Source organism: Demequina aurantiaca (assembly GCF_050598105.1).
Taxonomy (GTDB): domain Bacteria; phylum Actinomycetota; class Actinomycetes; order Actinomycetales; family Demequinaceae; genus Demequina; species Demequina aurantiaca_A.
Genome location: NZ_CP192436.1, coordinates 612,772 through 634,494, shown reverse-complemented (window position 1 = coordinate 634,494; position 21,723 = coordinate 612,772). Strand labels below are relative to the sequence as shown.

Annotated in this window: 20 protein-coding genes; 9 read left to right on the top strand and 11 right to left on the bottom strand. The window is 68.5% G+C overall.

Annotated elements, in window-relative coordinates; translation table 11 throughout:
• Positions 1–15: 15 nt before the first annotated feature.
• Entirely contained in the window at positions 16–336 is a 321-nt protein-coding gene (locus tag ACQU6B_RS02800) for a WhiB family transcriptional regulator (RefSeq protein WP_430868526.1), read from the bottom strand.
• 81 nt (positions 337–417) lie between these two features.
• Entirely contained in the window at positions 418–1,416 is a 999-nt protein-coding gene (locus ACQU6B_RS02795; RefSeq protein ID WP_430868525.1) for a glycosyltransferase family 2 protein, read from the bottom strand.
• 139 nt (positions 1,417–1,555) lie between these two features.
• Between ACQU6B_RS02795 and ACQU6B_RS02790 the strand changes: the two genes are divergently transcribed.
• Entirely contained in the window at positions 1,556–2,761 is a 1,206-nt protein-coding gene (locus ACQU6B_RS02790) for an LCP family protein (RefSeq protein WP_430868524.1), read from the top strand.
• Between the two features lie 174 nt (positions 2,762–2,935).
• Positions 2,936–4,189 carry an LCP family protein gene (locus ACQU6B_RS02785; protein WP_430868523.1) on the top strand — a complete coding sequence of 418 codons (1,254 nt, stop codon included), beginning with the start codon at positions 2,936–2,938 and terminating at the stop codon, positions 4,187–4,189.
• Positions 4,190–4,261: 72 nt separating this feature from the next.
• Here the strand turns inward: ACQU6B_RS02785 and purE are convergent, their stop codons facing one another.
• A complete protein-coding gene (gene purE / locus ACQU6B_RS02780; protein WP_430868522.1) occupies positions 4,262–4,768 on the bottom strand; it encodes a 5-(carboxyamino)imidazole ribonucleotide mutase in 507 nt (168 codons plus the stop codon).
• Positions 4,765–5,910, bottom strand: a complete 1,146-nt coding sequence (locus ACQU6B_RS02775; RefSeq protein WP_430868521.1) for a 5-(carboxyamino)imidazole ribonucleotide synthase — start codon at positions 5,908–5,910, stop codon at positions 4,765–4,767. Before ACQU6B_RS02775 ends, purE begins: the two co-directional genes overlap by 4 nt.
• On the opposite strand from ACQU6B_RS02775, the gene ACQU6B_RS02770 reads away from it, so the two are divergent.
• Positions 5,909–6,448 (top strand): GtrA family protein, encoded by a 540-nt coding sequence (locus tag ACQU6B_RS02770; RefSeq protein WP_430868520.1) that lies wholly within the window; start codon positions 5,909–5,911, stop codon positions 6,446–6,448. The two genes, ACQU6B_RS02775 and ACQU6B_RS02770, sit on opposite strands and share 2 nt — an antisense overlap.
• On the opposite strand, the gene ACQU6B_RS02765 is transcribed toward ACQU6B_RS02770, so the two are convergent.
• Together ACQU6B_RS02765 and ACQU6B_RS02760 are read right to left on the bottom strand one after the other, a co-directional pair.
• The gene (locus tag ACQU6B_RS02765; protein WP_430868519.1) at positions 6,426–7,739 is read right to left on the bottom strand and encodes an ATP-binding protein; all 1,314 of its coding nucleotides are present in this window, start codon (positions 7,737–7,739) and stop codon (positions 6,426–6,428) included. The two genes, ACQU6B_RS02770 and ACQU6B_RS02765, sit on opposite strands and share 23 nt — an antisense overlap.
• Positions 7,740–7,747: 8 nt before the next feature.
• Positions 7,748–8,425 (bottom strand): response regulator transcription factor, encoded by a 678-nt coding sequence (locus ACQU6B_RS02760; protein ID WP_430868518.1) that lies wholly within the window; start codon positions 8,423–8,425, stop codon positions 7,748–7,750.
• 104 nt (positions 8,426–8,529) lie between these two features.
• Between ACQU6B_RS02760 and ACQU6B_RS02755 the strand changes: the two genes are divergently transcribed.
• Positions 8,530–10,635: a hypothetical protein gene (locus tag ACQU6B_RS02755; RefSeq protein ID WP_430868517.1), complete on the top strand. Its 2,106-nt coding sequence runs from the start codon at positions 8,530–8,532 to the stop codon at positions 10,633–10,635.
• A gap of 63 nt (positions 10,636–10,698) precedes the next feature.
• Entirely contained in the window at positions 10,699–13,806 is a 3,108-nt protein-coding gene (locus tag ACQU6B_RS02750; protein WP_430868516.1) for an FtsK/SpoIIIE domain-containing protein, read from the top strand.
• Positions 13,807–13,819: 13 nt separating this feature from the next.
• On the opposite strand, the gene ACQU6B_RS02745 is transcribed toward ACQU6B_RS02750, so the two are convergent.
• A complete protein-coding gene (locus ACQU6B_RS02745) occupies positions 13,820–14,248 on the bottom strand; it encodes a hypothetical protein (protein ID WP_430868515.1) in 429 nt (142 codons plus the stop codon).
• A 166-nt stretch (positions 14,249–14,414) separates the two neighbouring features.
• On the opposite strand from ACQU6B_RS02745, the gene ACQU6B_RS02740 reads away from it, so the two are divergent.
• Complete coding sequence (locus ACQU6B_RS02740) at positions 14,415–14,669, top strand: WhiB family transcriptional regulator (protein WP_430868514.1); 255 nt, start codon at positions 14,415–14,417, stop codon at positions 14,667–14,669.
• 126 nt (positions 14,670–14,795) lie between these two features.
• Here the strand turns inward: ACQU6B_RS02740 and ACQU6B_RS02735 are convergent, their stop codons facing one another.
• Positions 14,796–16,241, bottom strand: coding sequence for a sensor histidine kinase (locus ACQU6B_RS02735; protein WP_430868513.1), 1,446 nt, complete (start codon positions 16,239–16,241; stop codon positions 14,796–14,798).
• Between the two features lie 60 nt (positions 16,242–16,301).
• Here ACQU6B_RS02735 and ACQU6B_RS02730 point away from each other — a divergent pair, with 60 nt between their 5' ends.
• The 3 genes from ACQU6B_RS02730 to ACQU6B_RS02720 are packed head-to-tail and all read left to right on the top strand — an operon-like array spanning position 16,302 to position 17,634.
• The gene (locus tag ACQU6B_RS02730; protein ID WP_430868512.1) at positions 16,302–16,805 is read left to right on the top strand and encodes a DUF2505 domain-containing protein; all 504 of its coding nucleotides are present in this window, start codon (positions 16,302–16,304) and stop codon (positions 16,803–16,805) included.
• Complete coding sequence (locus tag ACQU6B_RS02725; RefSeq protein ID WP_430868511.1) at positions 16,802–17,269, top strand: fluoride efflux transporter FluC; 468 nt, start codon at positions 16,802–16,804, stop codon at positions 17,267–17,269. Before ACQU6B_RS02730 ends, ACQU6B_RS02725 begins: the two co-directional genes overlap by 4 nt.
• A complete protein-coding gene (locus ACQU6B_RS02720; RefSeq protein ID WP_430868510.1) occupies positions 17,266–17,634 on the top strand; it encodes a fluoride efflux transporter FluC in 369 nt (122 codons plus the stop codon). Before ACQU6B_RS02725 ends, ACQU6B_RS02720 begins: the two co-directional genes overlap by 4 nt.
• 58 nt (positions 17,635–17,692) lie before the next feature.
• Here the strand turns inward: ACQU6B_RS02720 and ACQU6B_RS02715 are convergent, their stop codons facing one another.
• The 3 genes from ACQU6B_RS02715 to ACQU6B_RS02705 all read right to left on the bottom strand — a co-directional run bounded on the left by ACQU6B_RS02715 (position 17,693) and on the right by ACQU6B_RS02705 (position 21,714).
• Complete coding sequence (locus ACQU6B_RS02715; RefSeq protein ID WP_430868509.1) at positions 17,693–17,974, bottom strand: DUF427 domain-containing protein; 282 nt, start codon at positions 17,972–17,974, stop codon at positions 17,693–17,695.
• Positions 17,975–18,097: 123 nt separating this feature from the next.
• Positions 18,098–19,405: an APC family permease gene (locus ACQU6B_RS02710; protein ID WP_430868508.1), complete on the bottom strand. Its 1,308-nt coding sequence runs from the start codon at positions 19,403–19,405 to the stop codon at positions 18,098–18,100.
• An 89-nt stretch (positions 19,406–19,494) separates the two neighbouring features.
• Entirely contained in the window at positions 19,495–21,714 is a 2,220-nt protein-coding gene (locus ACQU6B_RS02705) for a sodium-translocating pyrophosphatase (protein ID WP_430868507.1), read from the bottom strand.
• Positions 21,715–21,723 lie beyond the last annotated feature (9 nt).

Below are 21,723 nucleotides of genomic sequence, written 5' to 3'. Positions count from 1 at the left end.
ACGCAGGCGAGCCGGCTAGACCGCGCGGCGCTTGAGTTTGCGCCGCTCGCGCTCCGACAATCCGCCCCAGATTCCAAAGCGCTCGTCATTGGCCAACGCGTATTCGAGGCATTCTCCCCGCACGTCACACGACGTGCAGACCTTCTTTGCCTCACGCGTCGAACCACCCTTTTCGGGGAAGAACGCTTCGGGGTCAGTCTGGGCGCAAAGCGCGCGCTCTTGCCAAGCAAGCGGACCGTCATCATCGGATCCGCCAAAGATGTCCACCACCGACGCCAGTGTCGAGGCGGGCTTGCCTGCGTCCGAGGGCACTGAACCTTCGTAGATATTCCACATGAGGTTGTCCTCCGATCGCAGCGAGAAGGAATCCCGCATGTACGAATTACACCGTTGTAATCCCCACTAGTCAAGTCGAAACTAGCGGACCCCACGGATGAATCCCAGACCCCACGCCACGTGCATGGTCATCAGCACTCCCGGCATGAGCGCCACGGACCTCCAGCCCGCGCGTGACCACAGTGCCAGAGCGCCCACCAAGACCCCTGCTAGGTACGCCAGCGGTGCAACAAATCCGAGGGCCAGCCACCACACTTGCGAGGCTAATCCGATGACTCCCAGCGCCGTCCCCACGCCGATCGCGGCCACCACCACTGGCGGCGCAAGATAACGAGCCGATGCGGTCTGCGGGTGGGTGCGCACCACCTCGCGTCGCCACGCCCCAGAGTGGAAGAACTGCCGCGCGAGAGAGCGCCACGTTGACCGAGGGTGGTATGGCACCTGCATCGACGGGACGTAGTAAACCTCGTAGCCCGCCTCCCGGAGCCGGAAGTTGAGCTCCCAGTCCTGCGCGCGCCGGAAATGCTCGTCGTAGCCGCCCACCGCGTCGAGGGCGCTGCGGCGGAAGGATCCGAGGAACACTGACTCGGTGGCGCCCTCGCCCCCACCGACACGGTGGCCCGCACTCCCCAGCCCGAACCGCGAGCTCATGGCCACGGCGATCGCGTGGCCGAGCGGGGCATCGGCGCCTGGAACCATGCGTCCCCCGACGTTGCCGGCGCCGGACTGCGCCAGCGCGTCGACCGCGAGCGCGATATACCCGTGCGGCAAAACCGTGTGGCCATCGATACGCACCACGACGTCGTCGCCGCACAGGGCGAGCGCCAGGTTCAGGCCGGCGGGGGTCGCGCCGGTGGGGTTGGCCACCACGCGCACGTTGGGATGCTGGGCCGCAATGGTATCGGCCATCTGCGCCGTGGCGTCCGTCGAGGGGCCGACCGCGATCACCACGTTTACCCCGGGCTCGAAGCCGTTGCCTAGCACCGAGGCGACTGCCGCATCGAGGTGCGCCTGCTCGTTCAGGACCGTCATGATGACGCTGACTGGCGCTTCGCGGTCGACGGGGGCAAGTGTGGGCACCGGTCGAGCGTAACCCAGACAATTCGGTGCGCCGCCGCGGCGCACGGGGAGGACGCCCCGCGCGCCACGCAATAACGCCCGGCACAGGGCGCGCACGTAGAATGGCCCGCATGTCGAGCCCGATACAGATGCGCAACGCGTGAGCGCGCCCCCCTTCGACCGTCGGCGGCACGCCTCGGTCAACGCCGCTCGCCCGTGGTGGCAGTGGGTGCTGATGGTTCTCGCGGCGGCATTGGGCTTTGGCCTCGTGTACGTGCAGACCGTGAGTAATCAGATCGACGGCGCGTTTGACGCCGTGAGCGTGGAATCTATCGTCACCGACCGGCCAGACGCGCCAGCAGACGGCGACGCCGGGAAGCCAGTGAACATCCTGCTGATGGGCTCCGACGTCCGGGACGGCGAGAACGGCGAGATCGGCGGCGTGGTCGAGGGTATGCGTAACGACACCACGATCCTCATGCATGTCTCCGCGGATCGCTCGCGGGTCGAGATGGTGTCGATCCCCCGCGACACGCAGGTGGCTATCTCAGACTGCACCCTGTTTGACGGCACGCCGGTCAAGGGCTGGACCGGCGACTTCAACATCGCCTTCTCGAACGGCGGGATTCAGGGCGACCCCGCCGAGGCCGCCGCGTGCGTCATCAACACCGTCGAGGACCTGACCGGGATCTACATCGATCACTACGCGGTAGTTGACTTCAGCGGATTTGCGAACATGGTGGACGCGCTGGGCGGCGTCCCGATGTGCATCACCGAGCCGATCTCCTCGAAGAAGGCCAAGCTAGACATCGCGGCCGGCCCGCAGGTGCTCGACGGCGCCACCGCCCTCGCGTTCGCGCGTCTGCGCACCGCCGAGACCGGCGACGTGTCCGGGTCCGACCTGCAGCGCATCACCCGTCAGCAGGAACTGCTCGACCAGGTAGCCGCGACCGCGCTCTCCAAGAACCTGCTGACGGACGTCGGCGCGCTCACCCAGTTTGTGCGGGCGGGCGCCGAGTCCATGACGATGGACCCGGAGCTGGCGGACACCAAGTACCTCCTGGGCCTCGCGTACAGCCTGAGCGGCATCGACCGCGAGGCGATTGTTTTCGCCACCGTGCCGTGGCAGTACACCGAGGACAACCTGAACGTCGAACTGCTTCCGGAGGCCGAGCTGACCTGGGAACAACTCCGAACGGACACCCCGTTGTCTACAGTGTCCGCCGGGGATGCCTCGTCTAACTGGGACGACGGAAAGAGCGACTCGGCCGTCGTCGCCGCAACGGAACCCACCCCCGCATCGGAGCCCGCCGCGGCGCCAACCCAGACGGCAGCCGAATCACTGCTGGCGGACTGCGCGTCGTAAACTGCGACCATCCTCGGTATCACGCGGGAACCGTTTGGTGCCGATAACCGTTATGTGCACGACAGGCTTGGCGCGCCCGAGCGCATACAGCCGGGGCTCAGCGCCCGCCGAGGAACTTCACGACGACCTAAGGTTCAGAATTGATGCCGTTTGACTCCGCGAGCACGATCGCGCATGGCTAAGCGCAGCAAGGGCGCACGCCACGGCACTACCGCGCCCCGCCACCGCGTCCTGACGGGCCTGGCGTGGGCGACCGCTGCCATCGGGGGCTTCGCCGTCGCCTACGCGGGCACCAATCTCTACCTCCTGCAGAACTCGGTTAACACGCGCGACGTCGCCACGCTCTACCAGCCGGCACCCGCGGTCACCACTGATGTCGACGCCGCCCCCCTGGACGGCTCCGCGGGCGAGGACATCAACATCCTGCTGATGGGCTCCGACGTTCGCGACGGCGAGAACGGCGAGATCGGCGGCGTGGTCGAGGGCATGCGCTCCGACACCGTGATCGTGATGCACATCTCAGCTGACCGCGAGCGGATCGAATTCATGTCGATCCCCCGCGACTCCCGCGTGCAAATCTCCGACTGCACGATGTTTGACGGCTCCACCGTGCGCGGCTGGACCGGCAAGTTCAACATCGCCTTCGCGAATGGCGGCCAGAACGGCGATGCGGCCGAGGCCGCCGCGTGCACGATGCAGACAGTCACCGACCTCACCGGGATCCAGCTCGACCACTACGCGGTCGTCGACTTCACCGGTTTCGAGGACATGATCGACGCGATCGACGGCGTGCCCATGTGCATCCCCAACGACATCTCGTCGCCGAAGGCAAACCTCTACCTGGACGCGGGCCCCCAGGTGCTCGACGGCACCACCGCCCTCGCCTACGCCCGCGCCCGTACTGGAGAGGGCCTGCCAGGGGGCACCGACCTGAACCGCATTGACAATCAGCAAGAACTCCTCATGAACGTCCTGCGCAAGGCGCTCGGGATGAACCTCCTGACCGACGTTGGCGGCATGACCAAGTTCGTCAAGGCCGGCGCCGAGGCGCTCACCACGGATCCCGACCTGGGCAACATCACGTACCTGCTCGGAGTCGCGTACAGCCTGCGCGGACTCGACACCGCGAACATCACGTTCGCGACCGTGCCGTGGGCCTACGCGGCCGACAACAACGGCGACGTGGTCTGGACCCCTGAGGCCGACATCATGTTCGCGAGCATCGTCGCCGACGAGCCCCTCGTGGATCCCGCGGCGGAGCCCTCCGCGACTCCGTCTCCTTCCCCGTCCGCGACGACGGGTGACGGAGCCGTGCCCTCGTCCGAGCCGGACGTGCTCGCCGGCACCGAATCGGGCGCTCCGGAGCCATCCGTGACGCCCTCGCCGGTGCGCGAGACCGAGGCGGACATCCTCGCCTCCTGCGGCTAAGAGTCCTCACCGAAGCGCTCACGGCCCGTCTCATCGATTGATGAGGCGGGCCGTGAGCGTTTTCAGGGTGCACTAGGCGTCGCGTAGGGCCTTGCCCTTGGCGTAAGCGGCCTCGCGCAACGAGTCCTGAAACTGCGCCATCAGATCGCGTAGCTGGGCCGCACGCTCACCCTCGCCCGCGGCCAGGATGCGCGCCGCCAATAGGCCCGCGTTGCGCGCGCCGCCGATGGACACCGTCGCCACGGGCACGCCCGCCGGCATCTGGACGATGCTGAGGAGCGAGTCCATCCCGTCGAGGTACTTGAGCGGCACCGGCACCCCGATCACGGGCAGCGTCGTGACGGACGCGAGCATGCCCGGCAGATGGGCGGCGCCCCCGGCCCCCGCAATAATCACTCGCACCCCGCGTGCGGCGGCCTCACGGCCATACGCGATCATCTCCTCCGGCATGCGGTGCGCGGAGAGGACGTCCTTCTCGAAGGGGATATCAAACTCGGCGAGCGACTGCGCCGCCGCCTCCATCACTGGCCAGTCGGAGTCCGACCCCATCACTATTCCCACCACTGGGTTGACGGTCATTGCTGCACTCCTTCACGCACGATGGCTGCGGCCGCGACGGCCCTGTCATAAACCTGTTGCCTGGCATCACCGGACACGTTCACGTGCCCCACCTTGCGGCCCGGCCGCACTTCCTTGCCGTAGAGATGGATCTTGGCCCCGGGATCCACGAGGTCCGCGAGCGCGGACGGCAGGTCCTGTCGCGCCCCGCCAAGGACATTCGCCATCACGGTCCAGTCCGAATGCGCGGCGGTCTCACCCAGCGGTAGGTCGGCCACCGCCCTCAGGTGTTGCTCAAATTGGTTGGTCGCCGAACCGTCCATGGTCCAGTGCCCGGAGTTGTGAGGCCGCATCGCTAGCTCGTTGATCACCAAGGCACCGCGCGACTCGAACATCTCGACGGCGAGAACGCCGACGACCCCGAGTTCGGTTGCCACCCTCACGCCGATCTCCCGAGCCTGGCGCTCCAACGCGGCATCCAGATCTGGGGCGGGGGCGATCACCTCGGAGCACACGCCCTCGCGCTGGATGGATTCCACCACGGACCATACCGCGACGTCGCCGGAGGGCCTGCGTGCCACCAGAATGGCGAGCTCCCTGGTGAAGGGGACCTTCTGCTCGACCAGCAGGTCTGGACCCCCCGCGGAGCGCCCGGTGAGCCAATCCGCCGCCTGCGAGGCATCGGAGATCACCCTCACGCCCTTGCCGTCATAGCCGCCGCGGGCCGTCTTGAGGACAGCCTCGCCCCCGTGGCTCTCGAGGAACGCGGCGACCGTGGCAGCGTCGTCCGCGCGGGCCCAGTCCGGATTGGGCAGGCCCAGCTCCTCCATGCGTTCCCGCATCGCGATCTTGTCCTGCGCGTAGACCAGCGCATCGGCGCCGGGGCGGGCGGGAACCCCCGCAGCGGCCGCGGCATCGAAGACGGAATCCGGGATGTGTTCGTGCTCCCATGTCAGCGCAATCGGACGCGGCTCGGCAAGCAGCCGCTCGATGGCCGCCGCATCCGAGGGCAGGCCGACCACGGTCTGGTGCGCGGGAAGCGCGGCCGCCGCCTCCGGGGACTCGACAAGGACGCGCAGAGTAAGGCCCAGTTCGGTTGCCGCCGGCGCCATCATCCGCGCGAGCTGCCCACCGCCTACAACGGCCACAATCGGTGAAGTCATGGGTACAACCTACCGGCGGCTAGGCTCGTACACCGTGAGCATAGGTACGTGGGTGCGCGGACGCGCAGGAGAACTGGCGAAGTTCGGCACGGTCGGCATCGCCGGCATCGTGGTCGACGCCGGCGTCTTCAACCTGCTCCTGCTCGGCCCGCTGTCCGCCGCGGACAAGGTCATCACCGCCAAGATCATCGCCTCAGTGGCCTCGACGCTCTTCGCGTGGGCCGCGCACCGCTGGTGGACGTTCAGGGGCCGGCGGGGAAACACCCCGGCGAAGGAGCTGGCGATCTTCGTCCTGGTCAACGGCGCCGCACTCGCCGCGCAGGCCGGGGTGCTCGCGATCTCGCACTACGTGCTGGGCTTGACCGGCCCGCTCGCGGACAACTTCTTCGCGTACGCCATCGGGCTCCCACTCGGCACGGTGGTCCGCTACGTGGGGTACCGCACGTTCGTTTTCACCGCGAACGATGCTCCTGCGGACGAGTCCCCCACGGACGCCACTGCGGACGATGCGGTGGCTAGGTCCGGCGACGACGGCTAGGCTTTCCAGCCCTTCCGTGTGGGACGACGTCCTCGGGATCGACCATGTTCGGCACTCCCTGGAGGAAGACCGAGAAGGCCGCGGGCTTGCGCTGCGACAACTCGAGCCTGCCACCGTCTGCGGTCACCAGGTCACGAGCAAGGGCCAGGCCCAGCCCGGTGCCGCGGCCGCTCGTCACTTCGCGTTCAAAGATTCGTGAAGCGAGGTCTTCAGGGACCCCCTCGCCCTGGTCCCGCACCTCGATCACTATCGCGTGATTGGGACCTGACTCGCGCGCCAACACCCGCGTGGTTCCGCCGCCGTGGTGCAACGAGTTCTCGATGAGGGTGGCGAGCACCTGCGCCAGCCCACCCGGTGTGGAGAACACGGTCGCGTCGGTGGGCGCGATGCGCAGCTTGCGGCCCGCCTGGGCGAAGGTATTTTCCCACTCGGCGCGCTGCTGGTCGAACACGTCGGCCAGGACGACCAGCTGGGTGCCGGACCCGAGTGTGCGCCGCGTGCGGCCCAGCAACTCGTCGACGACGCCCACCAGTCGCTCGATCTGTTCGAGCGACTTCTCGGCCTCCTCGAGGACCTCCGGCTGATTCGAAGTCATGGTGATTTCCTCGAGCCGCATCGACAGCGCGGTGAGCGGCGTGCGCAGTTGGTGCGAGGCGTCGGCAGCGAATTGTCTCTCGCTCGCCAGCCGCGCGCCCATCCGGGTCGCGCTGCGGTTGAGCTCGTCCGCGACCAGGTCGATCTCCTCGACCCCGGTCTTGGTGAGGTTGAGTTTGACCTGCCCCGACCCCAGATGCTCCGCGCTGGCGGCGAGCAGGACCAACGGTTTCGACAACCGGTTGGCCTGGAACACGGCGACCGCGATCCCGGCCAGGATCGCGATCACAGCGACAAGGAGCACCAGCGCCACGGCGCGTGCAGAGGACCAGAACACGTCCCACCAGGACGTGTACATGATGACCACGAGGCCGCTCTCCGTCACATCGGAGGCGGAGAAGGAGCGCGGCGGTTCGGTGCCGGACGTCAACTCGGTTCCGTCCGGCAGACGCAAGACGATGTACGACGCGGACCCCGGAGAATCACTCACGTAGGAACTGAGATTCTCCGCGGTGATGGTCTCGCCCGTCGCATACCGCACCTCGAGCGTGCGGGCGGCGGTAGTGGCCCGCTGATCCAGGTTCGCAAGTGATCCGTCGCGGACCAATTGCGCAGTCATCACGGCGAGCGGAATCCCCAGCAACACCACCGCAACGGCGAGCGCCGAGATTGTCGCCTGGAGTAAGCGCTTTCGCACCCGAAGGCCTAGACGTCGCTCTCGAAGCGGAAGCCCATCCCGCGCACGGTCGTGATGAAGCGCGGCTGGGTAGCGTCGTCGCCGAGCTTTCTACGCAGCCAAGACACGTGCATGTCCAAGGTCTTCGAGGGTGCGCCAGACTCCGCGGCCCATACCTCGCGCATGAGCGTCTCGCGGGAGACCACCGAGCCGGCGTTTGCCACCAGCAGGTGCAGCAGATCGAATTCCTTGCCGCTGAGCTGCAACTCGTCGTCGCCAAGGAAGGCGCGGTGTCCCGCGACGTCGATGCGGACGCCCGCGACGTCCAGGTCGGTGGCCGAGTCGGCACCAGTGCGCCTGCGCAGGAGTGCTCGCACGCGGGCCAGCAACTCCGCGAGGCGGAAGGGCTTGGTCACGTAGTCGTCCGCGCCGGCATCGAGCCCAACGACGAGGTCGACCTCGTCCGCCCGCGCGGTCAGCATCAGGATCGGGACGGCTAGTCCCTTGTCCCTAATGCGGCGCGCGACATCGACTCCGTCGATATCGGGCAGGCCAAGGTCGAGGATGACGAGGTCGGCATCATCTGCCGCGCCCACACCCCCGAGTCCGGTCCCGTGCCATTCAACGTCATAACCTTCTCTTCCCAAAGCGCGGGTCAAAGGTTCTGAAATGGTCGGGTCATCTTCGACCAAGACAATTCGAGTCATGGTGCCACGATACCCGTGCCTGACGACTTTGCAACGCCTCGCGCGCGGGTAGCGACAGGTGAGGGCAATACGGGGCTCCGTTCGTTCCCGGTAGGCTCACCAAAGTGACCACCACTCTCCCCGCTCGCACGTCCGTTTCCCGCGCGCGCCTTCAATCCACGCTGGTAGCGACGCCGGAGCGGGCCATGCACATCATGGTGGCGCTCGCGCTCGCCGCCGGCACCACCGTGAGCCTGGGAATCCACTACTCGTGGACCGTGCTGCCGCTTACCGCCGTCCTGGTCGCGGCGACCTGGACCTCGCTGAGACCGGGTGGCATCGCGACAGTCGCCGCGGTCCGAGCAGCGGCGATCGCGGTCGGGGGCACCGTCGCGTGGTGCATCGCCAACATCGCCATGGCGGCCGAGTACCTGATCGTCGTGCGCGACCCAGGCTTCCTCACCCTGTCCGGGATGTGGCTGGTGCGCCACCCCAGCACGGACATACCCGCGCGCGGCGCCGTGGAGGCCGCCGCCACCCAGCTCAACCTGCTACCCGACGCCGCGCAGGCGTGGAACCTGTACGGCGACGTCATCCAGCCCCAGGGCGCAAAGATGCTGCCCGCGACCTTGTCGGTGGGCGGCTGGCTGGCCGGCGAGACCGGGGTCCTGGCTGCCAACGTAGTCATCGGCGGCATCGGCATCCTGGCCGTGTACGCGCTCGCGCGCCAGTTCCTCACCCCTTACGCGGCCCTCGCTCCGGCGGGCGCCATCGCCCTGACCGTCTCGCACATCGGGCTGTCGCGCGCCGGCTATACCGAGCCGCTCACGCTGGTACTCGTGATCGCCGGCGTGCTGTGGGCCTGGCGCGGCGTCAAGGAGAGACGCCTAGGACTGCTGATTGCCGCGGCCGTCACCTCCGGGGCCACGACGTTTATCCGGATCGATGGCGCATCCTTCGCGGTGGGGGCCCTCGCGGGCATCGTCATCGCGCTCGCGCTGTCCGACGCACCGCGCGCCTGGCGCAGGCGTGCCGCGCTCATCGTCACCGTGACCCAGGCTGTCGTCCTGGTGCTGGGCTATGTATCGCTGTGGCGCTGGGCTAATGAGTACCTCGCCCGCCTCGAGCACCAGGCGATCTCGCTCATCGCGGTGTACTCGGCGGCGGCCGTCATCCTCGCGCTCTGGGCGGCCACCTGGGGGCCGCGCTGGCGCGGGGATCGCGTCCTCACCGGCCTGCGCTCGGCGCTGGGGCGTCGCGGCGCCATCGGGATCGGAATCGCCGTAAGCGGGCTGCTGGCGCTCCTGGCCTCGCGCCCGCTGTGGATGATCGCGCGGCGCGGCACCGTCAAGGCCAACGAGATCTTCGCCAACGGCGTGGTCGAGTCATTCCAGAAGAACGCAGGATTGCCCGTCGACGGCACGCGCACGTACGCGGAGTCGACGATGACCTGGATGAGTTACTACCTGACGTGGGTGCTCGTCGCCCTCGCGATAGTCGGGTTCGGCGTGGCCGCGTACCGCATGGTCCGCCGCGACGGCACCTGGGCGGTCTTCCTCGGCGCGATCCTGGCTCCGACGCTCCTGTACCTATGGAACCCGTCGATCATCCCGGACCAGCTCTGGGCGATTCGTCGGTTTGAACCGGCCGCCATGCCGGGCTTCGTGCTCGCCGCTGCGATAGGCGCGTGGTGGCTGGTGGGACGCCTGCACTCGGCGTCGGCCAGGCGCATCGGCCGCAGGATCGCCGCGATCATCATCGTGGTCGCGCCCCTCACCTCGTGGGTCTCGATCATGCCGGGAGACTCGCTGCCCATCAGTGCGGCCACCAACGTGACCACCCGGGAGATGGACGGCGCACGCGACCAGATTGCCGACCTGTGCGAGGTGGCGGGCGACCGACCCATCGTGCTGGCAGGGACGTCCTCCCACTTTGGCTCGCTGCGGGTGATGTGCGACCAGCCGGTGGTGCTCGCGCTCGTCGAGCCCAAGCCCGAGGCCCTGGCGGAGATGGCCGAGATCTGGGGCGAGGCTCCCGTGGTGCTGACACGCAACGCCGAATGGTTCGACTGGGAGGACGGACTGCCCGATCCGGCCGTCGTGTCCACCGTCCGGACGTCGTCGTACGCGCTCCAACACATCCCGCGCACCTACTCGGACCGCGAGTACACCTGGTACGCGGGGCTCGTGAATGACGACGGCAGCCTTTCTCCACTGCCCGCCTCCGAGTAGGAGCCCTCCACAGAAGTAGCTCGGCGCGGGCGAGCACGCGCCCGCGCCGTGCACCCTGGTCGCATGCGAGTGACCTGGGACGACCGGCTGGACCTCGACCTGACGGCCGCCGCGACGTGCGCGGACCTGGTGTCGTATCTCGCGCAGAACGACCGGCGCGCCGACGAGGTGTGGTGCGGCGCCGTGCGCCTCGACCCCGACCACCGAGCCGGGGTCGAGCCACTGGTACACGGCGCGCTGTTGCGACCCAGCCGCGGGGCTCCCGCCGTCCGGCTGTCCCATCCTCACCTCGCCGTCACGTGCGGGCCGGACGCGGGCGGGCTGGCGCCGCTGACGCGGTCCGGGATCACCGTGGGCCGCGGCGAAATATGCGACCTGCGGCTCGCGGACGATGCGGTGAGCCAGTTCCACGCGCGGGCTGGCTACGACACGGCCCCCTGGGTGCGCGACGGCGGCTCACGCAACGGGACGATTCTGATCCGTGAGGGCGGCACCCGCCGCCGCTCTCGGCGCGCTCGCCCCCTCCCCGGCGAGCACCTCGTCATGGGCGACTCGGTGCTCCAAGTGCGTCCAATGCCGGCTGACAAGGGCACGGACAGCGGCCGACGCTCGCCAGTGTCCGGCCCGCAGCTGAGCGCGATGGGGGCCGGCGCAATTTCCGGAATTGGACTCGCAGTCGTGACGGGACGGTGGTACTTCGCGCTGCTGGCCCTCGTCTTTCCGCTCATCAGTCTGGCCCCGCTGGTAGCGCGCCGCCTGCGAGGGACCGGGGCCTCGGCGGACGACTTGGCGCCGCCAGCCGACCCGTGCCCTCTCGCCACGGCGGGCACCGCTGAGGATCGACGCCTCAGCGTCCACGAACTCGCGGGGCCGGTGGCCGTGGTCGGCGAGCCTGCCCGCGCGACCGCCACGGCGCGCGGCATCGTGCTCGCGCAGCGGCTACGGCCTCAGGACGACTCGTGGAGCGAGCCGTGGATGCGCTGGCTCCCCCGCGCCAACGCGGACCGCACCGTTCTGCTGGTGCCCCAGGGCCTGGGCGCACCGTCCTGGGCAGCGACGGTCGTCGAGGCCAACGCGACCAACACCTACGTCCACCAGGGGACCTCGACGAGGATTGCGCCCCGATGCTGGGTCGGGGAGGACACCGCCGACGCGTTGGCCCGGCTCATCGCGGGGACGCGGTCCGCCGAGGAACTCATCGGGGACGTGGCGTGGGCGGACCTTGAGCCCGACGCCGTCGAGACCCCTGGACGAACCGTGGCGACGCCAATCGGGTTGAGTGCGGGCGGTCGCTTTGTCCTCGACCTCGCCCGGCACGGGCCCCACGTACTGGTGGCGGGCACCACCGGCTCGGGCAAGTCCGCGCTACTCGAGACGCTCGTGCTGGGCCTTGCCCATCGCCTCTCCCCCGCGGACCTGACCATCGCGCTCATCGACTTCAAGGGCGGCGCTGGGCTACGCCACTGCATGGACCTTCCTCACGTGGTGGGGTGTCTCACCGACCTCGACGGCCACCTCGCCGAGCGTGCCCTGGTGGCCCTCAGTGCGGAACTCGAGCAACGAAAGCGCGCGGTGGCGCAGGCGGGTCACGGCTCGCTCGCCGAATGGGAAGCCGCTGGCGGCGCACCGCCGAGGCTGTTGGTGGTCGCCGACGAGTACCAGGAAATCGCCCAGCATCACCGCGCGTTCCTTCCTCACCTGGCCAGGCTCGCCGCGCAGGGCCGCTCCCTGGGGCTTCATCTGGTGCTCGCGACGCAGCGCCCCGCCGGCGCCGTCACGCCCGAGATCAGGGCAAACGTGACCACCACCGTCGCGCTCAGGGTGGCGTCCGCCGCTGAGTCCCAGGACCTGCTCGGATCCGCCGATGCGGCGCTGCTCCCGGTGGACCGGCCCGGCCGCGCGATCGTCGCCCACGGCGCGCAGCATCTCACCGTCCAGATCGCTCAACCCACGGTCACCGCCACGGCACCGGTGCGCCCCGCGGGGCAGCGGATAGAGCCCGAGCCGCGGGCACTCGCGGCCGCGGCTGCGGCCCGGTGGGAAGGCGTCGCGAGCCCGCCGCGGCTGTGGCGCGACCCACTGCCGGCGTCGGTCCCGCTGCCCAGGGCCGCCGTCGCGACCGCCGAGGTCGCGGACCTCACGGCTCCTTTGGCGGCCGCCGCAGGAGTTCCGCGAGGCGACCCACCCGCGTTCCTGCTAGGGCTCGCAGACTGGCCCGCGGAGCGCCGCCAGGGCTACACGGCATGGCGCCCGACCGATGGGCCGCTAGCGATTGTCGGGGTGCACGGGTCCGGTCGCACCACGGCGTTGGAGACGCTGGGCGAGCAGTCTGGCGCCCAGGGGCTCAACGTGGTGTGGCTGCCTCCGGACCCGCGCGAGGCCGCGCGAACCATCGACCTGTGCCAGGACCGAGCCGACACGCTGCTGCTGATCGACGATGCGGGAGGCGCCGCCGCAGCCCTCGCGGAACGCGACCGCGGTGCACCCGCGGACGCCCTGCTCCGGCGCCTGTCTCGCGGCCTCCCCACCGTCATTGCGTTGGCCCCGCACGACCCGGCCCGGCTCGCCGCGGCGGCCACCACCCGCGTGATCCTGGCGGGCATGGATCCCGGGGACCAGTCGGTGTGGAACGTGCCCCGTGCCCTCACCAGCGGCTCACCCACCGCGGGTCGCGGGTGGCTGGGCTCGCGGGGGCAGTGGTGCGAGCTTCAGCTTTTTCGCGGCACGGTGGGCGCTCTCCGTCCCGAGTCGCTCGTCGCGCCACTACCCCCGGGGGAAGTCGTCCGACGGCTTTGCGAGGCCGAGCCCGGCCTCCTCGCGATCGGCGGCGACAACGCGCGCCGCCTCTACTGCGAAGGTGGCGTCACCTTGGTGGGCGCGCCCTCCAGGTTGCGGGACGACGCGCTCGCCCAACTCAAGCGACTGGTTGGCGTCGGGGCCGTCGGGCCGCACGCTGCGGAGGTGGCCGTCCGCGACGAACTCGTCAGCTTCCCCGGCTCTCCCCGCCCTCAGGGCACGGTCGTCCTGCTACAGCCGACCGAGCGCAACGTGCGCGACGCGTGCGGGGCCGGGCACATCGGTCTCACGGATGACGCGCCGCCGCCGGGCCGCGTCGTCGTCGTGCAGGACTCCGGGGTGTGGGCTGCGCAGTTGCCATTCGGCACCGACTGATCGTCCTCTAGCGTCACTCCTGAGCGGCGTCGTCTGCCTCGGTATCGGTATCGGGCTCGGCCGGGGTGTTGTCCCGGCCAACTCGGGCCATCACACACGCCGCAACGATCAGCGCCACCGCGATCAGCACTATGCCGACCACTGGCCGCTCGGAAATCACGGCGAGACCGATGCCCGCCTGAAAGACCTGCCACGTCAGCGCGATGGATCTGGCCCACCTGCGCGACTGCCACATGCCGCGGGCGCCGAACCCGACGCCGATCGCCAGAAGGAGGCAAAATACCCCCACGGCCACGATGAACCCGACATCCTGGGGGCCGCCGAGGGCCGCATAGATGCCGTAAGCGATCGCGGCGAAGGTCAGCACGAGCGCCTCGACGCCCAGCCCAAAGGCGGCAACTACCTCGAGCGTTCGGGCGCTCTTTCCGTTCGGATTGTTCATGGTCTCTAAAGTACCGCCCTCGATTGTGACCGACGACACTTCATCTATCTCTTGTCACCTGTTCGTAACCATGAGAACCTAGATGAAGTCAAACCGCAACGGCAGCGGCGATAACCCACACACAAGTGTTTGGTTTCGTTGCGCCTTATTGCCTCAAGGAGATCCTATGGACTGGCGCGACCGCGCTGCTTGCCTGGAAGTTGACGACCCGGAACTGTTTTTCCCCGTCGGCAACACTGGCCCCGCATTGGTACAGATTGAAAAGGCTAAGACCGTTTGCAACACCTGCACGGTCCGCGAAACTTGCCTGCAGTGGGCAATGGAGCACAACCAGGACTCTGGCGTGTGGGGCGGGCTGTCGGAAGACGAGCGCCGCTCACTCAAGCGTCGCGCTGCTCGCGCACGCCGCGCAGCCAAGTAGTTCCTTCGCGACCGTAGCGCCTCGGCGCTTGCGCATCGTCGCGAACACCTAAGTAGCAATGAGACGACGGGAAAGCCACGCGGCTGGCCCGTCGTCTTTTGCGTATCCGGCAATCGCCGCGGGTGACTAGCGCTCGCCAACCATGACGTGAATCGCGACTTCGCTACCGCCGGCGATGCGCCTCCAGGCCAAGGATCCGCCCAGTTCGTTCTCGACCAGGGTCGTCACGATCTGCGAACCCAGGCCAGTGGGCTTCGCGGACAGCCCCACGCCGTCGTCCACAATCGACACGTTGAGATCGTCGTCGTCGCGCTGCGCTGTGACAGTGATGGTCCCGTGCTCGCGCCCCACGAACCCGTGCTCGACGGCGTTCGTGACCAGCTCGGTAATGACCAGCGCCAACGACGACGCGTACTGCGCAGGGATGAGCCCGAAGTCGCCCTCGCGCACTATCTTGACCTGGACGCCAGGCGAGGCGACCTCAGCGGCCATCCGCATCGAGCGGCCCGCGAGGTCATCAAAGTTGACGAGCTCGTCGAGCGTGCCAGACAGCGTCTCGTGCACGAGTGCGATGGTGGACACTCGGCGCATCGCCTCCGCGAGCGCCTCCTTGGCCTCGGGCGCCTCGACCCGCCTGCTCTGCAGGCGCAACAGCGCCGCCACGGTCTGCAGGTTGTTCTTCACCCGGTGGTGAATCTCTCGGATGGTCGCGTCCTTGGTGATGAGCTCCCGCTCGCGCCGACGCAGCTCGCTGACGTCGCGGCAGAGCAACAGCGCCCCGGTGCGTTCGCCGCGATCCGTCACGGGAATCGCTCGCAGCGACAGGCACGCGCCGTTGGCCTCGAGGTCCGTGCGCCAGGCGGCGCGACCCATCACGACCATCGCGAGCGTCTCGTCGATCAGCCCCCGATCAGTCACGAGTTCGCTGGTGACCCGCGGCAGCGACTTGTTCATCAGGGGCCCGTGCACGCCTAGCCGATGAAAGCACGACAGCGCGTTGGGCGACGCGTACGTCACGTGCCCCACCGAGTCGAGCCGCAAGACGCCGTCCCCGACGCGCGGTGCTCCGCGCCTTGGGCCCGTCACGGAGGTGTGAACGGGAAACTCTCCGCGCGTGATCATCTGCAGGAACTCGTCTGAAGCGCCCTTGTAGTTGAGCTCGAGCCTCGACGAGGACCTCGAGACCACCTGAGACACCTCGCGTGTCAGCACGGCGATCGCGCGTCCGTTCATCACCACCGGCAGCGCATCCTCGCGCACCGCGTAGGTCTCGTCCCAACGCGGCTCCCGCGACGCCACCATCACGCCCTCGTCAAGCGCCCTGCGCAGGTGCGCGACGCGAGTCGGCCGGGCCATGGTGCCCACGACATCGTCCTGGTGGACCGTGGGCCCCGTAGACGGCCGGCACTGCGCGACCGCCACGAATCCGTCGGGGACCTCCCGCCACATCACCAGGTCGGCGAACGCGAGGTCAGCAATGATCTGCCAATCAGCGGTCAGCAGAGCGAGCCAATCCGCCTCAGCATCGGTAAGGGGTCCGAACCGCTCGGCGGTCTCTCGCAAAGTTGCCACGCCCCTAGCCTAAGGGTCACGCGACAGCGCGGTAGCCTTGAGGGACCTTGGAGGTCGGCAATGAAAATCATTCATCAACACACGTTCAACGCGAGCCTCGATCGCGTTGTCTCGATGCTCGCCGACGAGGAGTTCGCGGCAACCCGCGCGAACGCGTCCGGGGCGGCCGGACAGGACGTACTCATAGACGGCGAGCCCGATGGCGCGTTCACCGTCCTGATCCGACGCACCGTGCCGTCTGATTCAATTCCGTCGGAGTTCCGTGGCTTTGTTGGCAAGGAACTCACCGTGAAGTACACCGAGGCCTGGGAGCCGCCGAACCCGCAGGAGCCGGATCGCGTCGGCACGTTCGCCATGGAGATCCAGGGCGCGCCCGGTCACGTCGCCGGAGCTATCGGCCTCACGCCGGGCAACGGCAAGGTGGAGTTTCTGGCCACTGGGCAGATCTCCGTGTCGGTACCGATCATCGGGGCGATTATTGAGCGCACCATCGCAAAGACCATGGAACAGGGGTTCGTGGCCGAACTCGCCGCAGCAGACGTCTGGCTCGCCGCGCGGGCATGAGACTTCCCCCCGCTCTCCAGGTCTTCATAGGCGGCACGGTCGGCGGTGCGCTACGCATCGGGCTCGATTACGCATTTCCCGCCGGTTACCAGGGAATACCGTGGGATATTGTCGTCATCAATGTGGTCGGATCCTTCATCCTGGGGGTAGTGGCCGCGCGCAGTGAGGCGCGCGGGAAGCACGCGTACTTCCCGCTGATCGGGCCGGGACTCCTGGGCGGCTTCACGACCTTTTCCGCCGTCGCGGCGCTGCACTGGACGTCAGCCACCGGCACCGCACTGGCCGCTGGCGTCCTCGCCGTCAACCTCGTGCTCGCTTTCGCGGCGGCCGCGTGGGGGTGGGTCATCGGCGCTCAGGGGGCACGCACCACCGAGCTCCTGGACAACCTAGCCAACGAGCCCGACGACGCCACAGAAGAGCCCTCGGTCGGTCCGCGCGTCGACGCTGAGAGAGACGGCTCGTGAGCCCGGCCGTCTTCGCCGCTGCGGCGCTGGCGTGCGGCGCGGGCGCCGTCGTGCGCTTCCTGCTGACGAGGATCAACGGCACGTGGAAACTGCCCTGGCCCACCCTGATCGCGAATGCCGCGGGAAGCCTGGTGCTGGGAGCAATCGCGCAGGTCGCACTGAACGAGCCCGACGCGAACACTCTCATGCTGATAGTCGGCGGCGGCTTCGCGGGGGGTCTCACGACGTTCTCATCGCTCGCGGTCGATGCCGTGGTGCTCTGGCGCAGCGGGAGGCCCGCCTACGCCGGCGGCTATCTAGGGGTGACGTTCGTCGTGGGGCTCGCTGGCGCCGCCCTGGGATGGGCGATCGCCAGCGGCCTCTAACGAGTGGCGCGCACGTTGGCTGCCGGCGAGAGGCCGAGCCAAGCGCACGCCTGCACTACTAGTCCTCGATGGTGACGCCGCGCCAGAACGCGACGTGCTCGCGGATGTTTTCCGCGCGAGGCTTGGGCTCGTCGTAGTGCCATGCCGCGTCAGGGTTGGTCTCGCCGTCCACGACTACGTCGTAGTACGTCGCGGATCCCTTCCACGGGCAAGCACTCTCCATGGACGAGTCCTTGAAGTACTCAGCCTTGATGGAGTCCTTGGGGAAGTAGTGGTTACCCTCCACGACCTCGGTGTGGTCAGACTCTGCAATGACGGTGTTGTTCCAGATCGCCTTCATAATTCCTCCATCGGTGTTTGGTCGCCACGCCATCGGTCGGCGTGCGATCCCTCGCAGGTGGCAACATCGCGCAGCTCCCCTTAATTCCTGCGCGCCCTTATCGTGCTCGGCATCGCGCCGGAGCTACGCCCGCGCGGCGCGCCTGGCTCGCACCGTCGAGCTCACCAGTGGCCACCCAAGGATCAGCGCGACGACAACCACCGCCGGGACGGCCGCGCCTGCCCCTGCGGGCAACGCGACCGCGGCCAGAGTGAGCGAGGCGACGAGGCCGAAGACCGACACCGCGACGGGCACGCGCAGCCCGGCCGTGCGCCCGGCGCGGCGCTGGCGGATCGCGGCCAGGTTGGCCACCGCGTAGTACGTGAGCACGGTCGCCACGGAGACCAGCAGCAGATTCGCGCCGCGCGTCCACACCAGGCCGACGGCGAGGACGGCAACTACAAGTTCGGCGCGCCACGGCGCTCCGGCTTTGCCCTGGACGGCGAGCGCCGCTGGCAGGTCGCGCTCGCGCGCCATCGCCATCGCGGTGCGGCCGGCACCCGCCATCACCGCCAGCATCGCGCCGAAGGTGGCGAGAACGGCCGCCACCGTCACCACGATCACCGGCACGTGTCCCACCGCCGCCAGCTGCTCGATGGGGCCCGCGAGCGCGCCTGACTGCTCGGAACTCGTTCTACCTTGGTCTGCCAACCCGCCCAGGGCATCGGCTCCCACGAAGGTGGCGAGGGCCCACGCAATCGCCAAATACAGCGCGACGACCACTCCCAGCGCGACCAGAATGGCGCGCGGGATGGTGCGTTCGGGGGCGCGAACCTCCTCCCCCAGCGTCGCGATCCGTGCGTAGCCCGCGAAGGCGAAGAACGCCGAGGACACCGCGAGCAGGAACGTCACCCCGGGGCCCGCGTCGAGGAGTACCCGGCTGCCCGCGGGAACGTCGCCGCCGCCCGCGACCGCGGCGAGGACTATGCCGGCCAGGGCCAGGGTCACGACGACCGCGATGACGGTCGCGCCCGTCGCGGTCTTGGTGATGCCGCGGGCGTTGAGGGCCCACGCCAGCGCCACTGCCGCGGTCGCGATGCCCTGCTCGTGGCCGGGCAGGACATACACGCCCAACACGAGCGCCCCGACTGCCACTGACACCGTCTTGCCCACCAGGAAAGAGGCCCCGGCGACGTGACCTGCGAACGGGCCGAGTTCAGCGCGACCGTACGCGTAGGCGCCCCCCGCTAGGGGATACCTGCTCGCCAGCTGCGCGGTCGACAGCGCATTTGCCAGCGCGACTATGGCCGCGAGGCCGATGGCCGCCAGGTACCAGTCACCGGCGTCGAGCACCGTGCCCCACATGTCGGAGAAGACACCCGCGCCGAGCATCGAACCGACGCCGATCCCGGTGGCCGCCACCACGCCGATGCGGCGCGTTGCGGTGGTCATTGCCCTGGCTTTGGCTTAGTCACAGCATGAGCGTACTGGCAGGTGGCCCCGCTACCTGCGTGCGCCGTGAATGCCTGCCGCGGCTGCGCCTAGACCAGGCTGACCGCCACCGTCACACCCGCGATCACGATGGCCTCCATGCTCATGAGCTTCACGAGGATGTTGAGGCTCGGACCCGAGGTGTCCTTGAAGGGGTCCCCGACGGTGTCGCCGATGACCGCCGCCATGTGAGCCTCCGAACCCTTGCCTCCGTGGTGACCCTCCTCGATGTACTTCTTGGCGTTGTCCCAGGCCCCGCCCGCGTTCGCCATGAACATCGAAAGCGAGAAGCCCGCCACCGCGCCACCCGCAAGTAGCCCGAGCACACCGGGGACTCCGAACACGAGGCCCATCACCACTGGCGCGGAGATCGCGAGGATCGACGGCAGCATCATCTCGCGCTGAGCCGCGCGCGTGGAGATCTCAACACAACGCGCGTAGTCGGGGTCCGCGGTCCCCTCCATGATCCCGGGGATCTCACGGAACTGACGCCTCACCTCGTCCACCATGAGTCCCGCCGCGCGGCCCACGGCCTTCATGGTGAGTCCGGAGAACACGAACGCGAGCATCGCGCCCACGAACATCCCGACGATCACCTTGGGGTTGACCAGCACGACCTCGAAGCGAATCATCATGTCCATCAGGCTGAGCGACTGCACCAGATCGCCGCTGCCTGCGGCAACCAGCGTGCCGTCCGGGAAGAGGTACTCCGAGCCGCCGTCGAGCACGTGCGCGATAGCGACCTTGACTTCCTCCATGTAGGAGGCGAGCAGCGCGATGCCGGTCAGCGCCGCCGAGCCGATAGCGAAGCCCTTGCCCGTTGCGGCCGTGGTGTTGCCGAGCGAGTCGAGCGCGTCGGTGCGCTGACGTACCTCCGGGGGCAGTCCCGCCATCTCCGCGTTGCCGCCCGCGTTGTCCGCGATGGGACCGTACGCGTCAGTCGCGAGCGTGATCCCTAAGGTGCTGAGCATCCCGACCGCGGCCATGCCGATGCCGTAGAGCCCAAGTCCCATGGTGTCCGTGGTGAAGGAGTTACCCGAGGCGAAGTAGTAGGCCAGCGAGGCGCCGGTCACGACGGCCAGCACCGGGACCGCGACGGACAGCATGCCCGCGCCGATGCCCTCGATGATCACGGTGGCGGGACCAGTCTTGGTGCTGGCGGCGATCTGCTTGGTGGGAGCGTAGGCCTGCGAGGTGAAGTACTCGGCCGCGCGGCCGATGGCGATGCCCGTCAGGAGGCCCACGATCAGGGCCAGCCAGATGCCCCATACGTTGGAGACTCCCATGAGGTGCAGCACTCCGAGCGAGGCCACCGCGATCATGACAGCGGACCCATTCACGCCGCGGCCGAGAGCCGCGAGGAGCTGCTTGGGGGTGGCGTTCTCCTTGGTGCGGACCAGGAACACCCCGATGATCGACAGCAGGGTGCCGAGCGCGCCAATCACCATGGGGGCGATGACCGCCCGCATCTGCATGTCAGCGCCGCTGTCGTAGTAGGCGGCCGCACCCAGGGCAGCGCTCGCGAGAATCACTCCCACGTACGACTCGTAGAGGTCGGCGCCCATCCCCGCGACGTCGCCCACGTTGTCGCCCACGTTGTCGGCGATGGTGGCCGGGTTGCGCGCGTCGTCCTCGGGGATTCCCGCCTCGATCTTGCCCACGAGGTCGGCGCCGACGTCGGCGGCCTTCGTGAAGATGCCGCCACCCACGCGGGCGAACAGCGACTGGACCGCGGCGCCCATGCCGAATGTCAGCATCGTGGTCGTGATGATCACGACCGAGTGGGCGTCCTCCGTCGAGTAGAAACGGGTCAGGATGAAGAACCACACCGCGATGTCGAACAGGCCCAGCCCGACGACGACGAGTCCCATCACCGCGCCGGAGCGGAAGGCCACACGCAGTCCGTGATTCAGCGAGTCGCGGGCGGCGTTCGCCGTGCGCGCCGAGGCGTAGGTCGCGGTGCGCATCCCGATGAATCCCGCGAGGCCGGAGAAGAGCCCCCCGGTGAGGAACGCGAAAGGCACCCAGGGATTCTGCATCCCGAGGCCGTACGCGAGCACGCAGAACACCGCGGTCAGGGCCAGTAAGACGATCCCGACGACCTTGTACTGCTGCTTGAGATAGGCGAGGGCGCCCGCGCGAACGTGCGCCGCGATGCGCGCCATCTCCGGCGTGCCCTCGGACTCCTTCATCATCTGCTTGAAGAAGTAATAGGCCGCCCCGAGCGCCATGATGGACGAGATGGGAACGAGCCAGAACCACTGTGGCATGTGTTTTTC